We start from the raw sequence: 22,915 nt of genomic DNA, 5'->3' as shown, positions 1-22,915 counted from the left end.
GGACCGCGACCATCCAGACCACGGAACCGTCCGAGCCCACCAGCGTCGCCATACTGTCTCCCATCCGTTATCAAACATTAACCCACTGTGATCCGCGTTACCAGCGGACCCGAACCGAATAATGCCCGAGGGACGCGGAGGATGCCAACGCCGGAGGGCAGAGTGTTCAGCATGCGTGGTCTCGGCGGGGCCGCTCCGGCAACGCGGCGGCTCGGTTGGTATGCCAGTGCCGGGCGAAGTCGTCGGGCGGCACGGCCGGTCCCCACAGCCAGCCCTGGCCCTTGGCCACACCGACCGCGGCCAGCGTGTCGCGCTGCAGACGGGTCTCGACGCCCTCGGCGATGACCGAGAGCTCCAGCGCGTGGCACATCGCCACCACCGCCCGTACGATCTCGTCGTCTCCCGGGTTGACGCCGAGCCCCGTGACGAACGAGCGGTCGATCTTGATGCCGGTGGCCGGGAAGCGTCGCAGGTAGCCCAGCGCCGAGAACCCGGTGCCGAAGTCGTCGATGAGCACCTGGCAGCCCATCTCGCGCAGCTCGAAGAGCACCCGCCCGGCGACCCCGGCCGAGTCGACCAGCACCGACTCGGTCATCTCGACGGCGACGCAGCGCGCCGGTACCCCGTACCGCCGCAACTCGGACGCCACGTCGTGCGGCAGCCGCGGGTCGGTGAGCTGACGTCCCGAGACGTTGACCGAGAGATAGAAGTCGTCGCCGACGATGCCGGCCTCGCGCCACGCGCCGAGCTGGCGCAGCGCCTCCTGCCGCACCCGGTCGCCGATCGCGCCGATCAGCCCCGCGTCCTCGGCGATCGGGATGAACGTGGCCGGGGAGATCGCGCCCCGCTCGGGATGCGCCCAGCGCACCAGCGCCTCGGCCCCCGCGGGCACGCCCGAGCCCATCTCGACGATCGGCTGGTAGGCGACGCTGAGCTGACCCTCCTCCAGGGCCTTGCGCAGCGCCACCTCGAGGTCGATGCGCTCGCGCACCTGGTCGTGCATGGCCGCGTCGAAGACGGTGAACCCGCCCGGCCCTTCGGACTTGGCCCGGTACATGGCCGTCTCCGCGTCGCGCATCAGCGCCTCGACCCGGCCCGACTCCCCACCGGCCGACGCGATCCCGGTCGAGCAGGTGATGGTCAGCTCGCCGCCGCGCACGGCGAACGGGTGCCCGAAGACCTCGCGGACCAGCCCGGCCAGGGTCATCGCCTGCTCGCGGTCGCCCAGCGTGGCCAGCATGAACCCGTCGCCACCGACCGCGGCCACCGGCGCCGCGACGGGCGCGCCGGCCCGCAACCGGCGGCCCACCTCGATGAGGAGCTGATCGCCGGTGTCGTGCCCCCACCCGTCGTTGACCAGCTTGAAGCCGTCGAGGTCGAGCAGCAGAACCCAGACCCGCCGCGGGTCGCCGGCCGGCAGACGGCGCAGCATCCGGGCCACCTCCTCGCCGATCATGTAGCGGTTCGGCAGCCCGGTCAGCGCGTCGTGCATCGCCTGGTGCTCGGCGCGCCGCTGGGCGGCGGCCTGCGCCCGCACCGCGGTCACCGCCCGCACCAGCAGGAGCGCGACCATCAGCACGCCGACCAGGGCGATGCCGACACGCCGGCCCCGCGACATCTCGGGCAGCGCCACCAGCAGCCCGAACGGGACGGCGAAGGCCGGCACGAGCAGCGCGATTCGCCGCCACGACCAGGCCTGCACGGGCGGGCGCGAGGCCTGACCGAGCAGCGGCACCGAGGGATGCAGCGCGGCCACCCCGACCAGCACGAAGCCGATCAGGAACGGGGCGTCGAACAGGGGCGAGGCATAGGTGACGCCGGCCGCGCCCACCACGGCGTACGCGGTGTCGCCGACGAACATCGAGAACATCGCGAACATGAGCGCGATCAGGCCGCCCGGCCAGGTCGTGGTCGTGAAGGTCAGGTTGATCAGCAGGAGCAGCAGGATGACGTCGAACAGCGGATAGAGCCCGGCGACGACCGAGACCAGCAGCGGACGGTCCGAGACGGCGGCGGCCGGCGCGGCCAGCAGCAGACCCGCGGCGAGGGCGCCGGCCAGGCAGACGATCAGCCCGTCGAGCACGGCGTGCCACTCCAGGCTGCGACGCCGGCGCAGCATCGCGAACAGAAAGGCGGCCAGGGCGGCGTACCCGGTGATCGTGGCGCCGTCGGCCAGCAGCGGCAGCAGGCCCGGCAGGTCGTGCACGACGGGCCGCAACAGGATTCCGGCCAGGCAGAAGAGCACCGCAACACCGAGCAGAGACCAGGCCGTACGGGGCTCGGCTCGGTGACGGCGGGGACCGGCGAAACAGGCCCAGACCGTGCCGGCGCCGACCAGCACCAGGCAGGCGGCGTTGAGCACCGGCGACAGGTTCGCCGTGTACGCGACGGTCGCCGCGAGCCCAGCCGCTGCGAACAGCCGCCACTTCCCGGTCATCACCGTTCTAGTTCGGTGGCTATCCCCGGCGGCTGAGCTGAAATCAGGACATGACTAGCGAGCCAGGGCGTTTCCGGCATCAAGGGGTGCACGCTGCTGCGGCACGGGACGCCGGTGGGCGAACAGGGTGGGGCTCGCCGCCCTGTGCAGGACATTGCGCGCCACCGAGCCCAGCAGCCCGTCGTCGTGGTGGCCGCGCGGCCCCATCACGGTCAGCCGGGCCTTGCCGGAGATGCGCACCAGGGTGGGAGCGACCGCCCCGGCCAGCATGCGGACGCGGTGATCGCCCAGCTCAGGCACCGCGGCGAGCGAGTCGGCCAGGATGTTGCGGCCCTCCTGTTCGGCCTCGAGCCCCGGTCTCTCGACGACGTGGGCGACGACCACGTCGACGTCGCGGCGGGCGCCCTCCTCGGCCGCCTGGCGCAGCGCGAGCAGCGAGCACTGCGAACCGTCGATCGCGGCCAGAATGGGGCCGGCCTGCGGGCGCGGACCGCGCGCCACCAGCACCGGGCACCAGGCGCGGGCCACCGTCTGGCACAGCACCGACCCCGACGGCAGCCACGGCAGGGTAGCCAGGTCGTCGTCGCCGAGCACGAGAAGCTCAGCAGTGCGGCCCAGGCGCAACAGCACCTCATCGGCCGGCCCGTCGACGAGTTGACTGGTCACCCGCACCCCCGGTGTGGAACGCTGGGCGGTGGCGACCGCCGCGTCGACGACCTGGGACGCGGTGTGCCGCGCCCGGTCGTACCGGTGGTCGAGGCGGGGGTGTGACCAGGTGAAAGCGTGCACGATCCGAAGGTCACGGTCGCGCGACACGGCCTCCCGGGCGGCCAGCCGCACCGCGGCCAGACCGGCGGACGTCCCGGTCACCCCGACCACCACAGGAGACGGACTCGGATTCGGCATTGGCTCGCACCTCCGCGTTCGGCTAAACCATTATCTATACAAGAGCGCCACTCTTCGTGATCAATCCCTCAGCGGGGTGCCGCCTGATGACCCATTCAGGTTGAGGGTTTACGGTGAACTTCAAATTTCGTGGGACATCTGCCGGTGAAGTGAGGGAAATACATGACGGATGTCAAGCTCGACCACCCCGGTGGGCAGCTGTCGATGCCCGTACGCGAAGCGGTCGAGGGCCCGGGCGGCATCGACGTCAGCGCCCTCCTCAAGGAGACCGGCTTCGTCACCCTGGACCAGGGCTTCGTCAACACCGCCTCGACCACGTCGACGATCACCTACATCGATGGTGACGCCGGCATTCTCCGCTACCGCGGATACCCGATCGAGCAGCTGGCCGAGCGGTCGTCGTTTCTCGAGGTCTCCTACCTCCTGATGCACGACGCGCTGCCGACCCCCCAGCAGCTCAAGGACTTCGCCGACAAGATCCGGGTGCACACGCTCCTGCAGGAGGAGATGCGCACCTTCTTCTCCGGATTCCCGCGCGACGCCCACCCGATGGCCGTGCTCTCCTCGGCCGTCACCGCGCTGTCGACCTTCTACCAGGATGCCCTCGATCCGCTCGATCCCGAGCAGGTCGAGATCTCCGGCATCAGGCTGATGGCGAAGCTTCCGACCATCGCGGCGTACGCCTACAAGAGGTCCATCGGGCACCCGCTGCCCTACCCGGACAACTCCCTCGACTACGTCGAGAACTTCCTGCGCATGACCTTCGGCCTGCCCACCGTGAACTACGAGATCGACCCGAAGATCGCCAAGATCCTCGACATGCTGTTCATCCTGCACGCCGACCACGAGCAGAACTGCTCCACGTCGTCCGTGCGGCTGGTCGGCTCGGCGCAGGCCAACCTGTTCGCGTCGGTCTCGGCCGGCATCAACGCCCTCTCCGGCCCGCTGCACGGCGGCGCCAACGCGGCCGTGCTCGAGATGCTCGAGCAGATCCGCAAGGACGGCGGAGACGTCAACGCGTTCGTCACCCGGGTGAAGAACAAGGAAAAAGGCGTCAAGCTGATGGGCTTCGGCCACCGGGTCTACAAGAACTACGACCCGCGCGCCGCTATCGTCAAGAAGGCCGCCCAGGAAATGCTGGCGACCCTCGACAAGCCCGACCCGCTGCTCGAGATCGCGTTCCAGCTCGAAGAGATCGCGCTCAACGACGACTACTTCGTCTCGCGCAAGCTCTACCCGAACGTCGACTTCTACACCGGCCTCATCTACAAGGCCATGGGCTTCCCCACCAAGATGTTCACGGTGCTCTTCGCGATCGGCCGCCTGCCCGGCTGGATCGCGCAGTGGACCGAGATGATGAACGACCCGGCCAACAAGATCGGCCGTCCGCGCCAGCTCTACACCGGCGCCCCCGAGCGCGAGTTCGTCGCGATCGACAAGCGCTGACCCAGTCGGCTACGAAACGCCCCGTCCGGCTCATGCCGGGCGGGGCGTTCGTCATACGATCGGGCTCCGACATTTCTTTCTGGGAGTTGCAAGCAAATGGAGACGTTGGAGTTCCAGGCCGAAGCCCGGCAGCTGCTGCAGTTGATGGTCCACTCGATCTATTCGAACAAGGACATCTTCCTGCGCGAGCTGATCTCGAACGCCTCGGACGCGCTCGACAAACTACGCCTGGCCACCCTGCAGGACGGGCTCGAAGCCGACGCCTCCGACCTGCACATCGAGCTCGAAGCCGACACCGAGGCCCGCACCCTGACCGTCCGTGACAACGGCATCGGCATGACCCGCGAAGAGGTCGTCGACCTGATCGGCACCATCGCCAAATCGGGCACCGCCGAGCTGCTGAACAAGCTGCGCGAGGCGAAAGAGAGTCCCGAGCTGATCGGCCAGTTCGGCGTCGGCTTCTACTCGACCTTCATGGTCGCCGACAAGGTCACGCTGACGACCCGCAAGGCCGGCACGGAAGGCCACGGCACCCGCTGGGAGTCGAACGGCGAGGGCACGTTCACGATCGACGACGCCCCCGACGCGCCGGTCGGCACGAGCGTCACGGTCCACCTGCGCCCCAAGGACGAGGAAGACGCCCTCTACGACTACACGGAAACGTGGAAGATCCGCGAGATCGTCAAGAAATACTCGGACTTCATCTCGTTCCCGATCACCATGGGCGAGGACACGCTCAACTCCATGAAGGCCCTGTGGGCGCGCCCGCGCTCCGAGGTGACCGACGAGGAATACCACGAGTTCTACCGCCACATCAGCCACGACTGGTCCGAACCCCTCGAGATCATCAACATGAAGGCGGAAGGCACCTTCGAATACGAGGCGCTGCTCTTCCTGCCGTCCCGGGCGCCCCACGACCTCTTCCAGCGCGACGCCCGCCGGGGTCTGCAGCTCTACGTCAAGCGCGTCTTCATCATGGACGACAGCCGGGAACTGATCCCCGACTACCTGCGCTTCGTCAAGGGCGTGGTCGACGCGGCCGACCTGTCGCTGAACATCTCCCGCGAGATCCTCCAGCAGGACCGGCACATCCAGATGATCCGCCGCCGGCTGGTCAAGAAGGTCCTGTCGACGATCAAGGACCTGCTGAACAACAACGCGGAGAAGTACGCGACGTTCTGGCGGGAGTTCGGGCGGGCACTGAAGGAAGGCCTGCTCAACGACCAGGACAACCAGAAGGCGATCCTGGACGTGTCGACCTTCAGCTCGACGGCGGGCAGCGAACCGACGACGCTGGCGGCCTACATCGAACGCATGAAAGAAGGCCAGGAGGAGATCTACTACCTGACCGGCGAGAGCCGTTCGCAGGTGGAGAACTCGCCGCACATGGAAGCCTTCCAGGCGCAAGGCTATGAAGTGCTGATCCTGACCGACCCGGTCGACGAGATCTGGGTCGAAGCGGTCCCGGACTACGAGGGCAAGAAACTGCAGTCGGTGGCCCGGGGCTCGGTCGACCTGCCGAAGGACAAGGAAGAACCGGAGCCCGAAGGAGACTTCGCGCCGCTGCTGACGTTCCTCAAGACGCAGCTCGAGGAGCAGGTCAAGGACGTACGCCTGACCCACCGGCTCACGACGTCGCCTGCCTGCCTGGTCAGCGACGCTGACGACATCACGCCGGCGCTGGAGAAGATGTATCGGGCGATGGGTCAGGAAGGGCCGCGGGTCAAGCGGATCCTGGAGCTCAACCCCAACCACCCGCTGGTCTCGGGGCTCCGGATTGCTCATGAGAACCGGGCCGACGACTCGGCGTTGCCTGAGACTGCTGAGCTGCTTTATGGCACTGCTCTGCTGGCTGAGGGTGGGGATCTGGAAGACCCGGCTCGGTTTGCGAAGCTGTTGGCTGATCGGCTGGCTCGGACCGTTTAAACCCGCGGCTTTCTTACGGTTGACGGCTGGAGGCCGGGGTGACAGTTCATGGCAAAACAAAGGGCATCTCATTGCCATGAACTGCCACCCCGGCCTCCAGCCTCGCGGGCGAGCTTTCCGGCGGCTGGGGGATGGGTCACCGGCTGCTGATTGCAGCCTGAGCTGGGCGGTCACCTGACGGGCCGTGGTCTGGCTGCCGCGCCTCGGTCAACCTGAGGAAGCACGTCACCCAGGCGGGCCTGGGTGGTGGGTCAAGGGAGTCTCCGTGCCGGTTGCGGTGCGGGCGCTGCGCGCCCTCCTGCCTGGCACGGCGAAGAGCGCCTGGTCACGGCGACGGTGAAGCAGCATCTCCGACAGCCGAGGACTGCGTAGATGAACTTCCGCCACAGGGCCCCTAAGCATCCACCGCAACCAATCCCGGCTGATCTCCGAGCGATGGCCGGGGTGTTGGTGACAGCGCCCCCAAGGTCTTGAGACACCACGACGATCAAACCGACCGACGCCCGAACGACCACTCTGCGGCAGGCGGCAGGGGTCTAGCTGATCGCGGACGGTTCTGAGAATGCGGCGCGAATTGGTGCGACTTGTAAGGGTTGTCACGATGTGTGAAGGGTTCGACGACGAAGATCGGGAGAGGTGGCGGTTTGAACCGCTGTCCGCAGCTCGGTTGCTCAGCTCGGTTGCTCGGCTCGGTTGCTCAGCTCGGTCTAAAAGAGGCGCGCAGGTCTTCGGTGGGGTTGTTGACGTTCGGGGATGAGTGCTGGAACGTGGCGGCCTGATCCGGGCGAACGGTCGAAGGGCTTGTCGGGGACGCTCGCGGGGTGGGCTGCCGTACGCCGGCTCGGGGTGATCAAGGCGTCGGCTGACATGCGGTATGGGGAGGGTAAATGCGGGCGGGAGTCGGCGGGTGGGCGTTACCGTGCTGGCCATGATGGAGACGGCGGAGCGGTTCGTGGAGTCGGGGGCGCTGCGCCTGTGGACCGAGCGGATCGGGGATCCCGGGGACCCGGCCGTGCTGCTGATCATGGGGGCGGGGGCGCAGGCGGTCGGCTGGCCGGACGTGCTTCTCGGTCGGCTGGTCGGGCGGGGTGTTCAGGTGATCCGGTTCGATCATCGGGACACGGGGCTGTCGAGCGTTGTCGACTTCGATGAGCGGCCCTATGCGATCGCGGACCTGGCGGGGGACTGCCTGGCGATCCTGGACGCGTACGGGCTGGCTTCGGCGCATGTCGTCGGGGCGTCCATGGGCGGGATGATCGCGCAGTGGCTGGGGGTGCATGCGGCCGCGCGGGTGCGGTCGCTGACCATTGTGGGTAGTTCGCCGATGGGGCATGATCCTGGGCCCGCGTGGGGGCGGGCGTGGGCGGGGGAGCCGGCCGACCCGGATGACCTGCCGCCGCCGACGGCCGAGTTCGTGGCGCATGTGGCCGCTGATCTGCCGCCGGGGGTGGAGTCCGACGTGGAACTCTTCCGTGTCTTCAACGGCGCTGTGCGGCCGTTCGACGAGGCGGGCGTACGGGCGATGCTCGAGCGGGCCTGGAAGCGGGCGGTCGCCCCGTCCGCTGCCGGTAACCACAGTCGGGCCGGGCTGACGTTCGCGCCGGATCGGCTGGCGTCGCTGTCGGCGATCACCGCTCCTACGACGGTCGTGCATGGGGACCAGGATCCGGTTTTCCCGCTGGCGCACGGGGAGGCGCTGGCCGCCGCGATTCCGGGTGCGCGCCTGGCGGTCGTACCGGGAATGGGTCATGTCTTTGAATCGCCGGGACTGCCCGAGGAGATCGCCGACCTGGTGCGGCTGAACACCTAGGACGCGACGGTCACGTCGGGACGGCCGCGGACGGGGCGAGCGAGCTCGTCGATCGGCTCGATCGGCACGGGGTGGCCGCAGAAGTCGCAGGGCCGGACGTTCTCGTCAGCCGAAGGCTGCGCTGTCATCAGCGAAGGTGGCGCAGCCAGGCGCGGGGGCCGGGGTGTTGCACGCGGAGGGCGGCAACGCGGACGGCGTCGGTCAGCGCGGTCGGCAGAGCCGAGCCCGCGGCCAGCGAAAACGCGAGGGCGCCGTGGAAGGCGTCGCCGGCGCCCGCGGTGTCGAGGGCGGTCACCGACGGGACCGGGATCGCGCCTGAGGTGTTGCCGGAGAACCAGGTCACGGGAGCCGGGCCGTGGGTTACGGCTACGTGGGGGCAGCCCAGCGCGGCAGCGGTCATAGCGTCGGGGCCGGTGGGGGCTGCGGGGTGGCGGAACGTCTCGGAGCAGGCCACTACCTCGGCGTACGGGATCAGGGACGGGAAGATCGGGCGCCAAGTTCCGGCGTCGATGACGAGGCGGCGGGCCGATGAAGCGGCGGCTGCGGCCAGGGCGGGGTGGTGGCCGTCGATCAGGGTCAGGTCGGCGGGCGGCATGGGGGGTGGGTCGTAGACGTGGTCTCCGGCGTTGCGGCTGATGATCGTGCGGGCGCCGGAAGGAGCGACGAGAACGGTCGAGACCGGGGGCGGCACCGACGAGGCGTGTGCCGCGTCCACGACTCGTACGTCATGGGCTTGAAGGTCCTGGAGGATCAAGGTGGCCAGCGGGTGGCTGCCGATCGCGGTGACCAGGGTGACCTCTGCGCCCAGGGTGGCGGCGGTGATGGCGGCGTTGGCCGCGGGGCCGCCCGCCGCGACCTCCATCGAACTCGCCTGTGCTTTCTCGTCGGCGGCGGGGATCTGGTCGACGCGGTAGAGCAGGTCGACCGTGGCCAGGCCGGCGCAGAGGATTTTCAATCGGACAGTTCGCGCAGGAAGACGCCGATGTTGCGGAAGATCTCGGCGATGCCGTCGCCGATGCCCTGCGCGATGTCGGACGCCGGCCCGGGATTCGTGCCGATGTAGAAGATGAGCAGGATGAGCACTATCCAGCCGATGGCCTTCTTCATCTGACCGGCTCCTTTCCCCGGACGGGCGGCGGCGCGTGCCTACGTGATCGTGGCACGTCCGCGCACGTGTTCGGCGCAACTTCACCCGCGCGGCGGGAACAGGGAGTGCGCATTTTCCCAGCAGACGGCCCTGAGCCAGTCGTCGCCGAGGTCGAGGCGGGCCAATACGTCGATCTGGTGACCGTACGGATACGGAATGTTGGGGAAGTCGCTGCCGAGCAGGACTTTGCCGGCGAGGCCGAGATCGCGCAGCCGGGGCAGTAGATCGCGCGGGAAAGGGGCGGTCTGCTCGGTGAAATCGGTGAACGTCATTGTCGTGTCGAGGCGGACGTTCTTGTAGCGTTCGGCCAGAGCGAGGAAGCCGTCGTATTCGGGTGTGCCGGTGTGCGCGACGATCACGGAGAGGCGCGGGTGGCGGGCGATGACCTCGCCGAGCGGGCCGGGGCCGGTGAACGCGGCGGGCACGGGACCGGAGCCGGCGTGCACGACCACGGGGGCGCCGGCGTCGCTGAGCAGGCCCCACACCGGGTCGATCTCGTCGGCTCGAGGGTCGAAACCGCCGACCTGCACGTGGATCTTCCAGATGCGGGCCCCGCGGTCAATGGCTTCTTGGGCGTACGCGAGAACGCCCGGCTCGGGATAGAAGGTGGCGCTCGGCAAGCAGCCGGGGGAGCGGCGTGCGAAGTCGAGCGTCCACGTGTTGAGGTCGGCCGCCATGCCGGGGCGGTGCGCGTAGGCGAGCGCGCTGAACATCGTGACGCCCAGGTCGCGCAGCGCGTCGAGGCGTTCCTGCTCGGTGCCGCGGTAGGTGATCGGCCACGGTCGCCCGATCAGCGGGCCGGCCTGGTCGAAGTGGGCCCAGACGCGGCGCTGCATGCGCGGGGGAAGGAAGTGGGTGTGGACGTCGGCGAGGCCGGGGAGGCCGTAACGGTCGATCACGTGACCATCCTAAGACTTGACAGTCACTAGTAAATGACAGCTACTGTCAAAACATGGTTACTTCCACTTCGCGCTGGTACGCGCTCGCCGCGATGGCGCTGAGCACGCTCGCGGTCGGTCTCGACACGACCGTGCTCAGCGTCGCGCTGCCCACCCTGGCCCGCGATCTCGGCGCCTCGACCGGGGACCTGCAGTGGTTCACCACGGCCTACCTGCTGGTTCTCGCCGCCGCGCTGCTGCCGGCCGGGCTGCTCGGCGACCGGCTCGGGCGCAAGAAGATGCTGATCGGGGCGCTGCTGCTGTTCGGCGCGGCGTCGGTCGCGTGCGCCTACGCGCAGACGTCGGGGCAGCTGATCGCCGCCCGCGCGGTGCTCGGCCTGGGCGCCGCCGTGATCATGCCGCTGTCGGGGGCGGTGCTGACCGTGCTCTTCGAGGCGGGGGAGCGGTCGCGGGCCATGTCGATCTGGGTGACGGCGAGCGCGCTCGGGATTCCGCTCGGGCCGCTGCTGGGCGGCTGGCTGCTGGACAACTTCTGGTGGGGCTCGGTCTTCCTGATCAACGTGCCGGTCGTGATCGCGGGCGTGGCCGCGCTGGCGTTGTGGCTGCCCGAGTCGCGCGGCACGCGCTCGCCGCTCGACGTCGCCGGTGTCCTGCTGTCGGCCGGCGGGCTCGCCGGGGTCACGTACGGGATCATCGAAGCGGGGGAGCGGGGCTGGTCGGACGGGCGATCGCTGGCCACCGTCGCGGCCGGGCTGGGGCTGCTCGCGGGGTTCGTGTGGTGGCAGCGACGGGCGGCACATCCGCTGGTCGACCTGGCGTTGTTCCGCAACCGGGCGTTCACCGGCGGGGCTGTGCTCGCGACCGTCGCCAGTTTCGCGATGCTCGGGTTGCTGTTCTCGCTGCCGCAGCTCTTCTCGGCGGTCGGCGGTCAGGACGCGTTCGGGTCGGGGCTGCGGCTGCTGCCGGTCATCGGCGGGCTCATCGTGGGGGCGCGGTTCGGCGAGAAGCTGGCCCAGCGGCTCGGTGCCCGGGTGGTGATCGCGGGCGGGCTCGGGCTGATCGCGGTCGCGTCGCTGCTGGGCGCACGGACCGGAGCCGGCACGTCGTACGGGTACATCGCGGTGTGGATCACGGTGACCGGCGTCGGGCTGGGGCTGACCCTGCCGCCGGCGCTGAACGCGGCGATCGGGGCGCTGACCCCGGCCAGCAGCGGCGTCGGGAACGCGTTGTTGCAGGCCATGCGGCAGGTCGGCGGGGCGATCGGGGTCGCTGTGCTCGGCACCGTGCTCAACTCGGCCTACCGATCGCGGGTGCCTTCAGCCGCAGGGGACAGTGTCACGTCGGGGGTGGCAGTCGCGGGCCGGCTCGGTGATGCGAGCCTCCTCTCGACCGTTCGAGAGGCTTTCGCGTACGGGATGAGCCGGTCTTTGCTCGTGGCGGGAGCACTCGCGCTGGTGGGGGTCGTGATCGCGCTGATCGTCATGCCCCGGCGGGCCGCCGAGCCGCAGTCGGAGGTGCTGGCAGAATCGGTGCTATGACCACTGACGCGTCCGCGGGGCTGCGCGAACGGAAGAAGGCGAAGACGCGGGCGGCCATCAGGGACGCGGCGATGCGGATGTTCGTCGAGCAGGGGTACGCGGCCACGACCGTCGAACAGATCGCCGAGGCGGCCGAGGTGTCGCCGAGCACGTTCTTCCGGTACTTCCCGACCAAGGAAGACGTCGTGCTGACCGACGACTACGACCCGCTGGTCGTGGCCGCGATCCGGGCCCAGCCGCCGTCGACGCCGGTGATCGAGGCGGTGCTGCTGAGCATGCGGCAGGTCTTCGAGCGGCTCACCGAGGACGAGTGGGCCAGCGAACGGCGGCGGCAGCGGCTCTTCCGGGAGGTACCCGAACTGCAGGCCCGTCAACTGCAGCAGACGGTGGCGGCGATCGACCTGCTGGCCGAGGTGATCGCCGAACGGCTGGGGGTCGCGGCCGAGGACGACGAGGCGCGATCACTGGCGGGGGCGCTGGTGGGGGTGGCGCTGACGTTTCTGAAGCCGGGGAACACGAACGGTTTCCAGGTCGAGGACTTCGATCGGATCACGCGGGCGCTGATCTCGTTGCGCGGCCACCTCGAGCCGTTGACGCGGCTTTCGGGCGACCCGGCCGGTCAGGCGTGAATCTGTGGGCAGCCTGCCCACGTGCTGTTTCTCCGTGGACAGCTCGCGCGCTCTGACCTGTGGACAACCGCCCGCTCAGGCTTGACAAGGAGTAACTTCCTCTCCAATCCCCGAGGCGGGTGGGGGTTAGGGATGGTGCTCCGGGGGAGCGCTACTCACAGTGGCCGTCCAGCCTCTGGCCGACAGTCTCGAAGCCGCCGGTGAGATAATCCTTCGGCTGCTCAGCGCCCTCGGTGAGATCGGCACTGATGGCCAGCAGCGCAGCCCGTAGCCCAGGATCGGTCGCCCGGGTCAGCTCTTCGTCGACCTGAGCGGCCATTCCGGTGAGCGTCTGTTTCATCGCGGCCGTCGTCTCGTCCCCGGACCCGGCCGCCTGCTGGGCCAGCTGCACAGCGCCCTCGGTCAGGATCTTGTAGGTCTGGGAGCAGACGTACTTCGGCACCCCCGCCGACTCCGACGGGGTGGGCGCGATGCTGATCGGGGCCGGGATCGCCCCCGGCGCCAGTTCGATCTCGCAGCCGGCGAGCAGAACGCCGCTGATCAAGAACAGCGGGAGGGCGATGAGGCGACGGCGCGGCACCGGCTCAGCATAACCATGCATCGACAGTTGATGATGACTGTCGCCCTTTCGGTCCTATTTGCCACCTGATCGGCGCGCAACCCGCCCGGGACAGCGTAGTTAACGAGCAATGTGCCCAACATCCGAAAAAGTGTGTTCCGCCGTAGCCTGAGTGTTGTCGTGGCCGGAGTCGCGGTCGCGGCGGGCGGCGTCGCGATCGCCGAGGTGGTCACGTCCCAGCCGACGTCGTCGCCGTCGTTCAACGGCCCGGTCTACACCGTCGCCTACCGCGGATCGACCGTCTACGTCGGCGGCAACTTCACCACCGCGATCGTGTCCGGCAGGAACCACGCCCGGTCCCGCCTCGCCGCCTTCGACGCCCGCACCGGGGCGCTGCTCGACTGGAAACCCGCCGCCGACGCGAACGTCCGCGCGATCGCCGTCGCCGGAGACGTCGTCTACGCCGCCGGCGACTTCGACACCGTGAACGGCACGACCCGCGACGCGATCGCCGGGTTCAACGCCACCAGCGGCGAACTGACCCCGATGCGGCACACCGTCCTCGGTCAGCCCAACGCGCTCGCCGCCGGGAACGGACGGCTCTACGTCGGCGGGCGGATCACCGCCGTCGACGGCGCGCCCCGCAGCAACCTGGCCGCCTTCTCGCTGAGCACCGGTGCACTCGACCCGTGGGCGCCGACGACCGACGACGTGGTCAACGCCGTCGCCGTGACATCCCAGCGGGTCTACCTCGGCGGGCGTTTCCATCGTACGAACAAGGTCAGCTCGACCCTGCGCCTGTCGGCCGTGGACCCCGCGACGGGCGCGGTCGAACCTGGTTTCGTACCCAAGCCTGTGTCTCAGGTCTTCGCGGTCACGGCCGACAACTCGGGTGTCTACGTCGCGCTCGGTGGGCAGGGTGGGCGCGCGGTCGCCTACACCCCGGCCGGAGCCACCCGGTGGACACGCGTCTTCGACGGCGACGCGCAGGCGATCGCCGTGCTCGACGGCACGACGTACGTCGGAGGGCACTTCGACAAGGCCTGCACGACGACGAACAACGGCGTCAAGGGCGTCTGCACCGACGGTTCGGTGCCGCGCGGCAAGCTGGCCGCGATCGACAGCCAGGGCAACCTGCTCGACTGGGCGCCGCAGGCCAACGGCGTGGCCGGCACCCGCCAGATCGCGGCCAGCGCGCAACTCGGCTCGATCAGCGCGGTCGGCGACTTCACCACGGTCAGCTCGGTCTCCCGCAAGCGGTACGTGGCGTTCTCCGGGGTGACCCCGCGCACCGAGAACGCACCCGCGAACGGCCCCGTGGCGTCGTACAACTTCGACTCGACCATCGCCGACGGCACCTTCGACGACGGCTCGGGCCACAAGCACCTGCTGCGGGCGATCCTGCGCCACGACGCGAAGGTGTCGATGGAGCCGCACGGCGCCGGGCAGGCGCTGACCTTCCCGCGCCGCTGTGACGGCCCGACCTGCGCGCGACTCGTGCTGCAGGCCTCGGAAACGCCCGATCTCAACCCCGGAATCGCACCCCTGCGGTACGGCGCGAGCATCCGCCTCGCGACCGCCCCGGCCGGCACGAAGGGCCCGGACGGGCAGAACATCCTGCAGAAGGGATACGCGACCGACGGCGGGCAGTACAAGCTGCAGGTGGACGGGGTCACGGGCAAGCCGAGCTGCGTGCTGTCCGACGCGAAGGCCTCGTACGTGGCCCGCAGCCGCACCTCGGTCGCCGACGACCAGTGGCACGCCCTCGAGTGCCGCCGCACCGGCCCGACGCTGGCCGTCCTGGTCGACGGCGAGGTGAAGACGACCACCGCGATCCCCGAGACCCTGGCGATCGAGTCGGACCAGCCCTTCAGCCTGGGCGGCAAGGGCGTAGGCCCGAACAACGACCAGTACCACGGCGCCCTCGACGACGTCTGGATCCACATCGGCTGACCACCACCGACGTAGGAGGGCCGCCAGTGGGTGGCCCTCCTACCGGCCTGGCCTGCCGCTTCTCGTCGTCGTGTTGCCCGCGATCCCGCTCACGTTCGTGCGCTCGGCGGGCACGAACCTCGCTGAGCGAAACGATGGCGCCGAGGCCGCGCTACGGGGCGACGACGCCGCCGCCCTCCTCGTTGCCGCCGCCCGGGTTGGCCGAGCCGCCGGGGTTCTCCGGCTCTTCCGGCTCCTCCGGTTCCCCGGACTCCGAGCCGCCCGGATCGGGATCGCCCGGCTGCTCCGACCCGGAGCTCGACGGCTGGTTCGGCTGCGGGTTAGGGTTCGGGCGCACGGTCGGGCGGGTGGTCGGGGTGCGCGTGGGGCGGCGGGTCGTCGTGGAGGTGGTCTTCGGGGCGTCGCCGGTGCCGGCCGAGCTCTGCACCGTCGACGACGGCGCGACGACGCCGGGGGTGCCGTCACCCTGATCGTTCAGCAGGACGCCCGCCGTCACCGCGGCGGCGAGGAGCACCACGGCCACGCCCGCGGTCACCATCCAGAGGGTGGTGCGGCGTCGAGCCGGGTCGGGCAGCGTTCCAGGGGTGGCACCGCCGCCCGCCCCGTAGCGGGGCGCGGCCAGGATCGCCGTGGTGTCGCCGCCCGACACGGCCCGGTCGGCGGCCTCGGCCATCGCGGCGGCGGTCGGGAAGCGGTCGGCCGGGTTCTTCTCCATGGCCCGCAGCACCACGGCCCGTACGGCGGCCGGAACGTCCGGCGGCAGGTCGGGTGGCACGCCGTTGAGGTGCTGCATCGCGATCGCGATCGGGTTGTCGCCGGTGAACGGCGGCTGCCCGGCCAGGCAGTGGTAGGCGACCACGCCCAGCGCGTAGAGGTCGGCGGGCGGCCCGGTCTCCTCCTTCGACACCTGCTCGGGGGCGATGTAGAGGGCCGTGCCGACGACCTCGCGGGCCCCGGTCAGCGTCGACGAGTCGGCTGAGCGGGCCACGCCGAAGTCGACCAGAACGACGGTCCCATCGGGCTTGATGATCAGGTTGCTGGGTTTCACGTCGCGGTGCACGATGCCCGCCTCGTGCGCGGCCTCGAGCGCGCGGGCTGCCTGGGCCACCACCGACATCGTCTCGGCCGCGGTCAGCCGTCCCCGCTCGGCGATGCGCTCGTTGAGCGGCTCGCCGTCGATGCGGGCCATCACCAGGTAGGCGTCGGTGCCGCCCTCGGTCTCGCCGAAGTCGTACACGTCGGCCACGCCCGGGTGGTGCAGTGCGGCCATCGACCGCGCTTCGTGCCGGAACCGTTCCTGGAAGCCGGGGTCGCCCGCCCGGTCGGCGTGCAGCGTCTTGACCGCCACGGCCCGGCCGAGCACCGTGTCGGTGGCCCGCCAGACCTGGCCCATGCCACCGGCCGCGATCCGCTCGTCCAGCCGGTATCGACCACCGAAAATCTCTCCTGGCGCAGGCATGCCACCTCCTCTACCCGAACGACGTCGAGGCTATCCGCGCCGGTCCAACGACGAAGGTCAACGTCCGGGAACGGGCGCCGAGCTGAGGTCGCCCGTGCGGTGGATCGTCTGCCATTTGAGCCGCCGGCCGGTGACGGCGGCCAGTGCCGAGTGCAGCAGCACCAGGTACATGACCTGACGGTAGACGATCTGCTGCAACGGCAGGGTCCACAGCGGGCGCAGCGGTTCCCGGTCGAGCCGGAAGGCCAGCACCGCGGTCAGCACCTGCACGACCAGCATGGCCAGCCAGCCGATGATCGTGATCTCGCGGTCGAGGAAGAGCAGGCCGTAGAGCGCCATCAGGTCGATCAGCGGGGCGAGCAGCGGAAGCAGCACGCTGAACAGGGCGATGAACAGCAGCCCGCGGCGGCCGAACCGGCCCGACGCGCCCCGGTCGACGACGGCCCGCCGGTGTTTCCACATCGACTGCATCGTGCCGTAGCTCCAGCGGTAGCGCTGCTTCCACAATTCCTTCAGGGTCGCCGGGGCCTCGGTGTAGGCGCGGGCCTCCTCCTGGTAGACCACCCGCCAGCCGGCCCGGTGGATCGCGATGGTCAGGTCGGTGTCCTCGGCCAGCGTGTCGGTGCTGAGCCCGCCCGACTCGGTCAGCGCCGAGCGGCGGAAGCCGCCCAGCGCGCCGGGGATGGTCGGGATGCAGCCGAACGTGTCGTACAGCCGCCGGTCCAGGTTGAACCCGATCACGTACTCGATGTGCTGCCACTTGCCGATCAGCCCGCGCCGGTTGCCGACCTTGACGTTGCCCGCGACGGCTCCCACCAACGGGTCGGCGAACGGCTGCACGAGCCGGTGGATCGCGTCGGTCTCGACCACCGTGTCGGCGTCGACCATCACGATCAGGTCGTTGCGCGACAGCCGCACCCCGGCGTTGAGCGCGTGCGCCTTGCCGCCGTTGGGGATGCGCACGACGCGGACGTTGCCCAGGTCGAGCCGCTGCACCGCGGCCGCCGTGCCGTCGGTCGAGCCGTCGTCGATGACCAGCACCTCCACTCCGGGATGGGCGCTGCGCGCGAGGGATCGTACGGCTGGGCCGATGGTTTTCTCTTCGTTGTAGGCCGGCACGACGATCGTCACCGGCTGGGTCACCGGCAGACCCCACGACCATTGGGGTGAGCGCCGGTGTCTTGAGTGCCGCCAGGCGAAGGCGAAGAGGATCAGGGTGCGTACGACGATGAGGCCGCCGGCGGTGATCAACAGAACCCAGAGCAGGGTCAGTACGGCGTCGGCGACGTGCACGGTCCACACCAGCGCCCGGCCCCGCCACACCGTGTCGTCGGCGGCGGCCGGGTTGAGCCGGCCACCGATCCCGGCGCTGATCGTGGTGAAACGGAACCCGCGCTCCTGCAGCAGCGGGATGAGCCGGTCGAGCGCGGCGACGGTCTGGGAACGGTCGCCGCCCGCGTCGTGCAGCAGCACGATCTGACCGGCGTTGTCCTTCGGGGTGAGGTTGCGGACGATCGCGTCGGCGCCGGGGCGCTTCCAGTCCTCGCTGTCCATCGTGTCGAGCACCGTCAGATAGCCCTGCGCGCCCACCGCCCGTACGGTCTCCCAGTCCTTGTCGGTGAGGGCGTCGGCGAAGGACGAATAGGGCGGGCGCATCAGGCGGGTGGAACGGCCGGTGGCGTGGGCGATGGCCAGCTGGGTCTGCGAGTTCTCCATCTCGCGGCGCCACTCGGGCAGCTCGGCCAGGTCGGGGTGGGTGAACGTGTGACCGCCCAGCTCGTGCCCCTCGCGGGCGATTCGCTCGGTCAGCTCGGGGTGGCGGGCGACCTGCGAGCCGACGACGAAGAACGTGGCCGGGGCGCGATGCTTGGCCAGCACGTCGAGGATGTGCGGCGTCCACTCCGGATCGGGGCCGTCGTCGAACGTCAGCGCGATCGTGCGCGCCGGCATCCCGTACGTGCGCAGGTCGCCCTGGCCGGTCAGGTCGATCACCGGACCGCCCTCGCGAACCCCCTTCGGGACCTGCTTGTTCTCGGTCGAGGTGGGGCTGGTGCCGTCGGGGCTGAACCCGGCGTCGGTGTAGACCGAGACCAGGATGACCGTCGCCAGCAGCAACAGGACGGTCAATGCGAGCCCGCCCGCCATCACCCGGCGCCTCCGGATCCGCCGCTTGCGCCGCACGGGAGTCAGCCGGGCGGTCGACTCGCCGGGATCGCGGGGCGGCGGGGTGGCTCGGTAGACGGTCACCGTCAGCAGGCCCGGCCGGGGGCGGCGCTCGGGCACGGCGCCGGCGGCCGGGTCGGATCGGCGAGCTGGGTCACCCAGACGGCGATCAGAGCCAGGACCAGGAGCAACCCGACCGCGTACGCCGTACGCCTGATCCACCGCCGGCGGCCCCCGGACGGGTCGACGAAGACCGGCGGCGGCCCGTGCTCGCCGACCTCGAACATCTCGGTCTTGGCGTGCTCGGGGAGTTGTGCCTTGCCCACCGCGCGTCCGACCCGTGCACGCCCTTTCGGCGGGCGCCCCACGGGTGCCCGACCGATGTTCGGTTCCTCCGGCACACCATCGACGCTAGGAGATGCCTGGGGAAAGCGCACCTCCACGGCGGACATCCGTCACTCGATCAGGGACTTGCCCGCGGCGACGATCGCCTCCGCGGCCGGGCGCGCGTGCCAGCCGAGCAGGCGGCGGGCCTTCTCGCTGGAGAGTTTGCGGGCGTAGCCGAGGTCGGGATCGGCGCCCATGGCTTCGTCCGGGATCGTGCCGGTCGGCACGTCAGCGCCGAGCCGGTCGTGCAGGACGGCGCCGATCTGCTCCAGGGACATGGCCGGGCCGCTCGAGAGAAGGAAGCGCTGGCCGGCGGCGTTGTCCGAGGTCATGGCCCGGATGTGGGCGTCGGCCACGTCGCGGACGTCGACGATCGGCACCCACAGGTTCGGGTAGCCGGGCATCCGGCCGCTGAGGATCTGCTGGACGATGTGGTTGGCCCCGGACACCTGCCGGTTCTCGAACGGCCCCATGACGGCGACCGGCAGGATCGTGGTGAGTTCCAGGCCGCTTTCCCGCGCGTACGCCCAGGCCGCCTGCTCGGCGAGGGTCTTGCTGCGGCCGTACGCGTCGGTGCCCGGCCCGTCGAGGACGGTCCAGTCCTGCTCGGTGAAGACGTGGTCGTCGTGCGGGTGGCCCCAGCCGACCGCGTGGAAGGCCGAGGTCAGCACGACCCGCTTCACACCGGCGTCGCGGGCGGCGCGCAGCACGCGCAGGGTGCCCTCGCGGGCCGGGACGATCAGGTCGTCCTCGTTGTCGACAGGGCCGGGCCGCACGGGCGAGGCGACGTGCAGCACGTAGTCGGCGCCCTTGACGGCGTCGGCCCAGCCGTTGTCGCCGAGCAGATCGGCCTCGAACTCGCGTACCTTCAGCCGGCCCGCTTTTCGCGCCGTCGTGCGAACGTCGTAGCCCTGGTCGAGGAGCTGCTGGATGGTGTGGCTCGCGATGAAACCGGACCCGCCGGTGACAAGAACAGTGGTCATGCCAACCACGATGCTGTTCTTACCGGGCTTCAGGCAGAGTCCCGCTCAGACGGGGGTCCGGCAGGACCCAGGCTGAGGCGCTTCCGGCGTCCTACCGTTGAGCGCATGGAGTCGAACGCCCTCGGGGCCTTTCTGCGCGCGCGGCGTGAACTCGTCACCCCCGAGGAGGCGGGCGTGCCCGTGGTGGGGGTGCGGCGGGTGCCCGGCCTGCGCCGCGAGGAGGTCGCGATGCTGGCCGGCATCAGCGCCGACTACTACCTGCGGCTCGAACGCGGCCGCGACCGGCACCCGTCGGCGCAGGTGCTCGAGTCGCTGGCCCGCGTGCTGCGCCTCGACGACGACGCGCGGGGTTACCTGCTCGGCCTCGCCGCCGACAAGCCCCGCCGTCCCCGGGCGCGCCCCCGCGAGGTGGTGCCGCCCAGCACCGCCGCGTTCGTGGCCGCGTTGCCGCTGCCGGCCTTCGTCGAGGGCCGATACATGGACGTCCTCGTCGCGAACCCGCTGGCCACAGCCCTGTCACCGCGCCTGATGGCCGGGGCCAACCGGCTGCGGGACGTGCTCCTCGACCCCGCCGAGCAGGCCCTGCTCGACGACTGGCGGGCCGGGGCGGCGGCGATGGTCGCCCACTTGCGCGAGTCGGTCGGCGCCGACACCGACGATCCGCGCCTGATCGAGCTGGTCGGGGAGCTCTCCCTGGCCAGCCCCCTGTTCCGGCGGCTCTGGGCTCGGCACGACGTGCGCCACCGGGGCGCCGCCGCCGTGCCGTTCAACCACCCCCAGGTGGGCCACCTGACCCTGCGCCGCGAGAAGCTGCACATCAGCGACACCGACGGCATGATGCTGGTCGCCTACCACCCCGACCCCGGCTCGACCGACGCCGACAAGCTGGCCGTGCTGGCCTCCGCGGCGCTCCCGTCAGTGCGCTGATGACTCGTCGAGCCGGCCGGCTTCAGCGCACGACCCGGTCAGCGGGCCCGCCGGCCATGATCGCCATCTCCAGGGCCTGCCGGGCCCGGTCTCCTGTCGGGCGCCGGCGGTGGTGATGGCTCTATCGCGGTGTGCCACTCGCCCGCAGCCCGTCCGCGTTCGCCGCAGGGGCTGCCCCGTGCGTTCGCCCGCGGCGGATCCGACCGGACCGGACCGCTCCCGCGAGCCTCGGGGCTGACCGGGACATGGGCGCGCGCCGGGCCCCGAAGGACACCCGGCGCGCGCGACGTCGCTCAGGTGGTTCTGCGGCGGGGGAGCCAGAGGGCGAGTACGGCGCCGGCCGCGACGATCAGGGCGCCGACGATCACGGCGGGGCGCAGGCCGTCGACGAAGGACTGCAGGGTGCTGTAGCCGCCGTGGGAGCTGAAGATCGAGGCCAGGACGGCGACGCCCGCGGCCACGCCGGCCTCGCGGATCGTGTTGTTCACGCCGGAGGCGACGCCGCGGTCCTGGTCGGAGACGCTGGCCAGGGCGACCGTGCTGATCGGGGCGAAGGTCAGGCCCATGCCGATGCCGGCCAGCAGGAACGCGACCACCAGGTTGCCGTACGTGACGTCGGTGCCGGTGGCGAGGCCGATCCAGAGGATGCCGGCGGCCAGGAAGAGCTGCCCGGTGAAGATCAGGGTGCGTTGGCCGATGCGGTCGCCGAACAGGCCGGCCAGCGGGGCCACGATCATCGGGGCGGCGGTCCACGGCAGGGTGCGCAGGCCGGCGTCGAGCGGGCTCAGACCCTGCACGACCTGGAAGAACTGGGCCAGCAGGAAGACCGAGCCGAACGCGCCGGCCGAGAACGTCAGGGTGACCGCGTTGACCAGGCTGAAGCCGCGCGAACGGAACAGGCGCAGCGGCAGCATGGGCGACGGGTTGCGGGTCTGCCAGGCCAGGAACGCGGCCAGCAGGACGCCGCCGCCGATCAGCATGGTCAGCACGCGGCCCGAGGACCAGCCGCGATCAGGGCCGTCGACGATGCCCCAGATGACCAGCAGCATCCCGGCCGCCGAGAGCAGCAGGCCGAGCGGGTCGAGGCGGCGGGGACCCCCGCGGGACTCGCCTAGCACGGTCACGGCCAGGACCACGGCGAGGACGCCGACGGGAACGTTCAGCCAGAAGATCCAGTGCCAGTCGAGGCCCTCGACGACCGCGCCGCCGACGACCGGGCCGACGGCCACACCCAGGCCGCTGATGCCGCCCCAGATGCCGACGGCCGCCGTACGCAATCGGTCGGGAACGGCCTCGGCCAGCAGAGTCAGAGCCAGGGGTGCGACCGCGGCGCCGCCGAGGCCCTGGACGGCCCGGGCCGCGGTGAGTTGCCACGACTCGGCGGCCAGCGCGGCGGCGGCCGAGGCGAGCGTGAAGACGACGAGGCCGGCGATGAACATGCGGCGGCGGCCGATGCGGTCGCCGAGCGCGGCCGCGGTGAGCAGGAAGGCGGCGAACGGCAGCGTGTAGGCGTTCACGAACCACTGGAGGTCGGCCAGCGACGCGCCCAGATCGGTGCGGATCACCGGCAGCGCCGTGCTCACCACCAGGTTGTCGAGCGTGACCATGAACGTCGGGATGCCGACGGCGGCGAGCACGGCGGCCAGCGGGCGGTTGACGCGCCGCGGCGCCGCGCCGGGCGCCTCGAGAACGGCAGTCATCAGGTTCCCCCTAAGTTGTTATTCACTGATAACTTACTTCGCCACG

At 70.5% G+C, this 22,915-nt stretch carries 19 protein-coding genes; 7 read left to right on the top strand and 12 right to left on the bottom strand.

The features are described 5' to 3' along the window. Nucleotides 1-166: 166 nt before the first annotated feature. Together EER30_RS41285 and EER30_RS41280 are read right to left on the bottom strand one after the other, a co-directional pair. On the bottom strand, nucleotides 167-2,437 hold the full coding sequence (locus EER30_RS41285; RefSeq protein ID WP_127507389.1) for a putative bifunctional diguanylate cyclase/phosphodiesterase: 2,271 nt from the start codon (nucleotides 2,435-2,437) through the stop codon (nucleotides 167-169). A gap of 54 nt (nucleotides 2,438-2,491) precedes the next feature. After that, nucleotides 2,492-3,343 (bottom strand): universal stress protein, encoded by an 852-nt coding sequence (locus EER30_RS41280; RefSeq protein ID WP_127507387.1) that lies wholly within the window; start codon nucleotides 3,341-3,343, stop codon nucleotides 2,492-2,494. A gap of 162 nt (nucleotides 3,344-3,505) precedes the next feature. Here EER30_RS41280 and EER30_RS41275 point away from each other — a divergent pair, with 162 nt between their 5' ends. From EER30_RS41275 to EER30_RS41265, 3 genes are all read left to right on the top strand, one after another. Continuing rightward, nucleotides 3,506-4,789, top strand: coding sequence for a citrate synthase (locus EER30_RS41275; RefSeq protein ID WP_127507385.1), 1,284 nt, complete (start codon nucleotides 3,506-3,508; stop codon nucleotides 4,787-4,789). 96 nt (nucleotides 4,790-4,885) lie between these two features. Continuing rightward, entirely contained in the window at nucleotides 4,886-6,715 is a 1,830-nt protein-coding gene (htpG, locus tag EER30_RS41270) for a molecular chaperone HtpG (RefSeq protein WP_127507383.1), read from the top strand. Nucleotides 6,716-7,643: 928 nt separating this feature from the next. After that, complete coding sequence (locus tag EER30_RS41265) at nucleotides 7,644-8,525, top strand: alpha/beta fold hydrolase (RefSeq protein WP_127507381.1); 882 nt, start codon at nucleotides 7,644-7,646, stop codon at nucleotides 8,523-8,525. Here EER30_RS41265 and EER30_RS49525 read toward each other — a convergent pair. The 4 genes from EER30_RS49525 to EER30_RS41255 form a co-directional block, all read right to left on the bottom strand. Beyond that, complete coding sequence (locus EER30_RS49525) at nucleotides 8,522-8,653, bottom strand: hypothetical protein (protein WP_255437134.1); 132 nt, start codon at nucleotides 8,651-8,653, stop codon at nucleotides 8,522-8,524. The two genes, EER30_RS41265 and EER30_RS49525, sit on opposite strands and share 4 nt — an antisense overlap. Beyond that, nucleotides 8,653-9,480, bottom strand: a complete 828-nt coding sequence (locus tag EER30_RS41260; protein ID WP_127507379.1) for a PfkB family carbohydrate kinase — start codon at nucleotides 9,478-9,480, stop codon at nucleotides 8,653-8,655. The genes EER30_RS49525 and EER30_RS41260 overlap by 1 nt, the downstream gene beginning before the upstream one ends. Continuing rightward, on the bottom strand, nucleotides 9,477-9,632 hold the full coding sequence (locus tag EER30_RS47645) for a hypothetical protein (RefSeq protein WP_164842677.1): 156 nt from the start codon (nucleotides 9,630-9,632) through the stop codon (nucleotides 9,477-9,479). Before EER30_RS47645 ends, EER30_RS41260 begins: the two co-directional genes overlap by 4 nt. 81 nt (nucleotides 9,633-9,713) lie before the next feature. Then, the gene (locus EER30_RS41255; protein ID WP_240670641.1) at nucleotides 9,714-10,571 is read right to left on the bottom strand and encodes an amidohydrolase family protein; all 858 of its coding nucleotides are present in this window, start codon (nucleotides 10,569-10,571) and stop codon (nucleotides 9,714-9,716) included. A 53-nt stretch (nucleotides 10,572-10,624) separates the two neighbouring features. On the opposite strand from EER30_RS41255, the gene EER30_RS41250 reads away from it, so the two are divergent. Together EER30_RS41250 and EER30_RS41245 are read left to right on the top strand one after the other, a co-directional pair. Next, nucleotides 10,625-12,109, top strand: a complete 1,485-nt coding sequence (locus EER30_RS41250; protein WP_127507378.1) for a DHA2 family efflux MFS transporter permease subunit — start codon at nucleotides 10,625-10,627, stop codon at nucleotides 12,107-12,109. Next, nucleotides 12,106-12,738 carry an acyl-CoA-like ligand-binding transcription factor gene (locus EER30_RS41245; RefSeq protein ID WP_127507376.1) on the top strand — a complete coding sequence of 211 codons (633 nt, stop codon included), beginning with the start codon at nucleotides 12,106-12,108 and terminating at the stop codon, nucleotides 12,736-12,738. Before EER30_RS41250 ends, EER30_RS41245 begins: the two co-directional genes overlap by 4 nt. A gap of 151 nt (nucleotides 12,739-12,889) precedes the next feature. Here the strand turns inward: EER30_RS41245 and EER30_RS41240 are convergent, their stop codons facing one another. Continuing rightward, nucleotides 12,890-13,318 (bottom strand): hypothetical protein, encoded by a 429-nt coding sequence (locus EER30_RS41240; RefSeq protein ID WP_127507374.1) that lies wholly within the window; start codon nucleotides 13,316-13,318, stop codon nucleotides 12,890-12,892. Between the two features lie 159 nt (nucleotides 13,319-13,477). On the opposite strand from EER30_RS41240, the gene EER30_RS41235 reads away from it, so the two are divergent. After that, nucleotides 13,478-15,250, top strand: a complete 1,773-nt coding sequence (locus EER30_RS41235; protein WP_240670640.1) for a LamG-like jellyroll fold domain-containing protein — start codon at nucleotides 13,478-13,480, stop codon at nucleotides 15,248-15,250. Between the two features lie 151 nt (nucleotides 15,251-15,401). Here EER30_RS41235 and EER30_RS41230 read toward each other — a convergent pair whose 3' ends face one another. The 4 genes from EER30_RS41230 to EER30_RS41215 form a co-directional block, all read right to left on the bottom strand. After that, entirely contained in the window at nucleotides 15,402-16,709 is a 1,308-nt protein-coding gene (locus EER30_RS41230) for a serine/threonine-protein kinase (RefSeq protein WP_127507371.1), read from the bottom strand. Between the two features lie 57 nt (nucleotides 16,710-16,766). Further along, nucleotides 16,767-18,956: a bifunctional polysaccharide deacetylase/glycosyltransferase family 2 protein gene (locus EER30_RS41225; RefSeq protein ID WP_240670639.1), complete on the bottom strand. Its 2,190-nt coding sequence runs from the start codon at nucleotides 18,954-18,956 to the stop codon at nucleotides 16,767-16,769. Between the two features lie 2 nt (nucleotides 18,957-18,958). Continuing rightward, nucleotides 18,959-19,198: a hypothetical protein gene (locus tag EER30_RS41220; RefSeq protein WP_127507369.1), complete on the bottom strand. Its 240-nt coding sequence runs from the start codon at nucleotides 19,196-19,198 to the stop codon at nucleotides 18,959-18,961. A gap of 129 nt (nucleotides 19,199-19,327) precedes the next feature. Next, nucleotides 19,328-20,242: an SDR family oxidoreductase gene (locus EER30_RS41215; RefSeq protein ID WP_127507367.1), complete on the bottom strand. Its 915-nt coding sequence runs from the start codon at nucleotides 20,240-20,242 to the stop codon at nucleotides 19,328-19,330. 105 nt (nucleotides 20,243-20,347) lie between these two features. Between EER30_RS41215 and EER30_RS41210 the strand changes: the two genes are divergently transcribed. Next, nucleotides 20,348-21,169, top strand: a complete 822-nt coding sequence (locus EER30_RS41210) for a helix-turn-helix transcriptional regulator (RefSeq protein WP_127507365.1) — start codon at nucleotides 20,348-20,350, stop codon at nucleotides 21,167-21,169. A 293-nt stretch (nucleotides 21,170-21,462) separates the two neighbouring features. Here EER30_RS41210 and EER30_RS41205 read toward each other — a convergent pair whose 3' ends face one another. Next, a complete protein-coding gene (locus EER30_RS41205; RefSeq protein WP_127507363.1) occupies nucleotides 21,463-22,869 on the bottom strand; it encodes an MFS transporter in 1,407 nt (468 codons plus the stop codon). Nucleotides 22,870-22,915: the final 46 nt, after the last annotated feature.

The organism is Actinoplanes solisilvae (assembly GCF_003999975.1).
Taxonomy (GTDB): domain Bacteria; phylum Actinomycetota; class Actinomycetes; order Mycobacteriales; family Micromonosporaceae; genus Actinoplanes; species Actinoplanes solisilvae.
Note: the sequence above shows the minus strand (reverse complement) of the source record. Positions and strands in the feature narration are given on the sequence as shown.

What these genes read in the sequence shown, in the direction of transcription:
- EER30_RS41205 (WP_127507363.1), bottom strand. Translation starts at nt 22,869, where the DNA reads ATGACTGCCGTTCTCGAGGCGCCCGGCGCGGCGCCGCGGCGCGTCAAC.
- EER30_RS41265 (WP_127507381.1), top strand. Translation starts at nt 7,644, where the DNA reads ATGATGGAGACGGCGGAGCGGTTCGTGGAGTCGGGGGCGCTGCGCCTG.
- EER30_RS41215 (WP_127507367.1), bottom strand. Translation starts at nt 20,242, where the DNA reads ATGACCACTGTTCTTGTCACCGGCGGGTCCGGTTTCATCGCGAGCCAC.
- EER30_RS41210 (WP_127507365.1), top strand. Translation starts at nt 20,348, where the DNA reads ATGGAGTCGAACGCCCTCGGGGCCTTTCTGCGCGCGCGGCGTGAACTC.
- htpG (WP_127507383.1), top strand. Translation starts at nt 4,886, where the DNA reads ATGGAGACGTTGGAGTTCCAGGCCGAAGCCCGGCAGCTGCTGCAGTTG.
- EER30_RS41280 (WP_127507387.1), bottom strand. Translation starts at nt 3,343, where the DNA reads ATGCCGAATCCGAGTCCGTCTCCTGTGGTGGTCGGGGTGACCGGGACG.
- EER30_RS41245 (WP_127507376.1), top strand. Translation starts at nt 12,106, where the DNA reads ATGACCACTGACGCGTCCGCGGGGCTGCGCGAACGGAAGAAGGCGAAG.
- EER30_RS49525 (WP_255437134.1), bottom strand. Translation starts at nt 8,653, where the DNA reads ATGACAGCGCAGCCTTCGGCTGACGAGAACGTCCGGCCCTGCGACTTC.
- EER30_RS41285 (WP_127507389.1), bottom strand. Translation starts at nt 2,437, where the DNA reads ATGACCGGGAAGTGGCGGCTGTTCGCAGCGGCTGGGCTCGCGGCGACC.
- EER30_RS41250 (WP_127507378.1), top strand. Translation starts at nt 10,625, where the DNA reads ATGGTTACTTCCACTTCGCGCTGGTACGCGCTCGCCGCGATGGCGCTG.
- EER30_RS41230 (WP_127507371.1), bottom strand. Translation starts at nt 16,709, where the DNA reads ATGCCTGCGCCAGGAGAGATTTTCGGTGGTCGATACCGGCTGGACGAG.
- EER30_RS41275 (WP_127507385.1), top strand. Translation starts at nt 3,506, where the DNA reads ATGACGGATGTCAAGCTCGACCACCCCGGTGGGCAGCTGTCGATGCCC.
- EER30_RS47645 (WP_164842677.1), bottom strand. Translation starts at nt 9,632, where the DNA reads ATGAAGAAGGCCATCGGCTGGATAGTGCTCATCCTGCTCATCTTCTAC.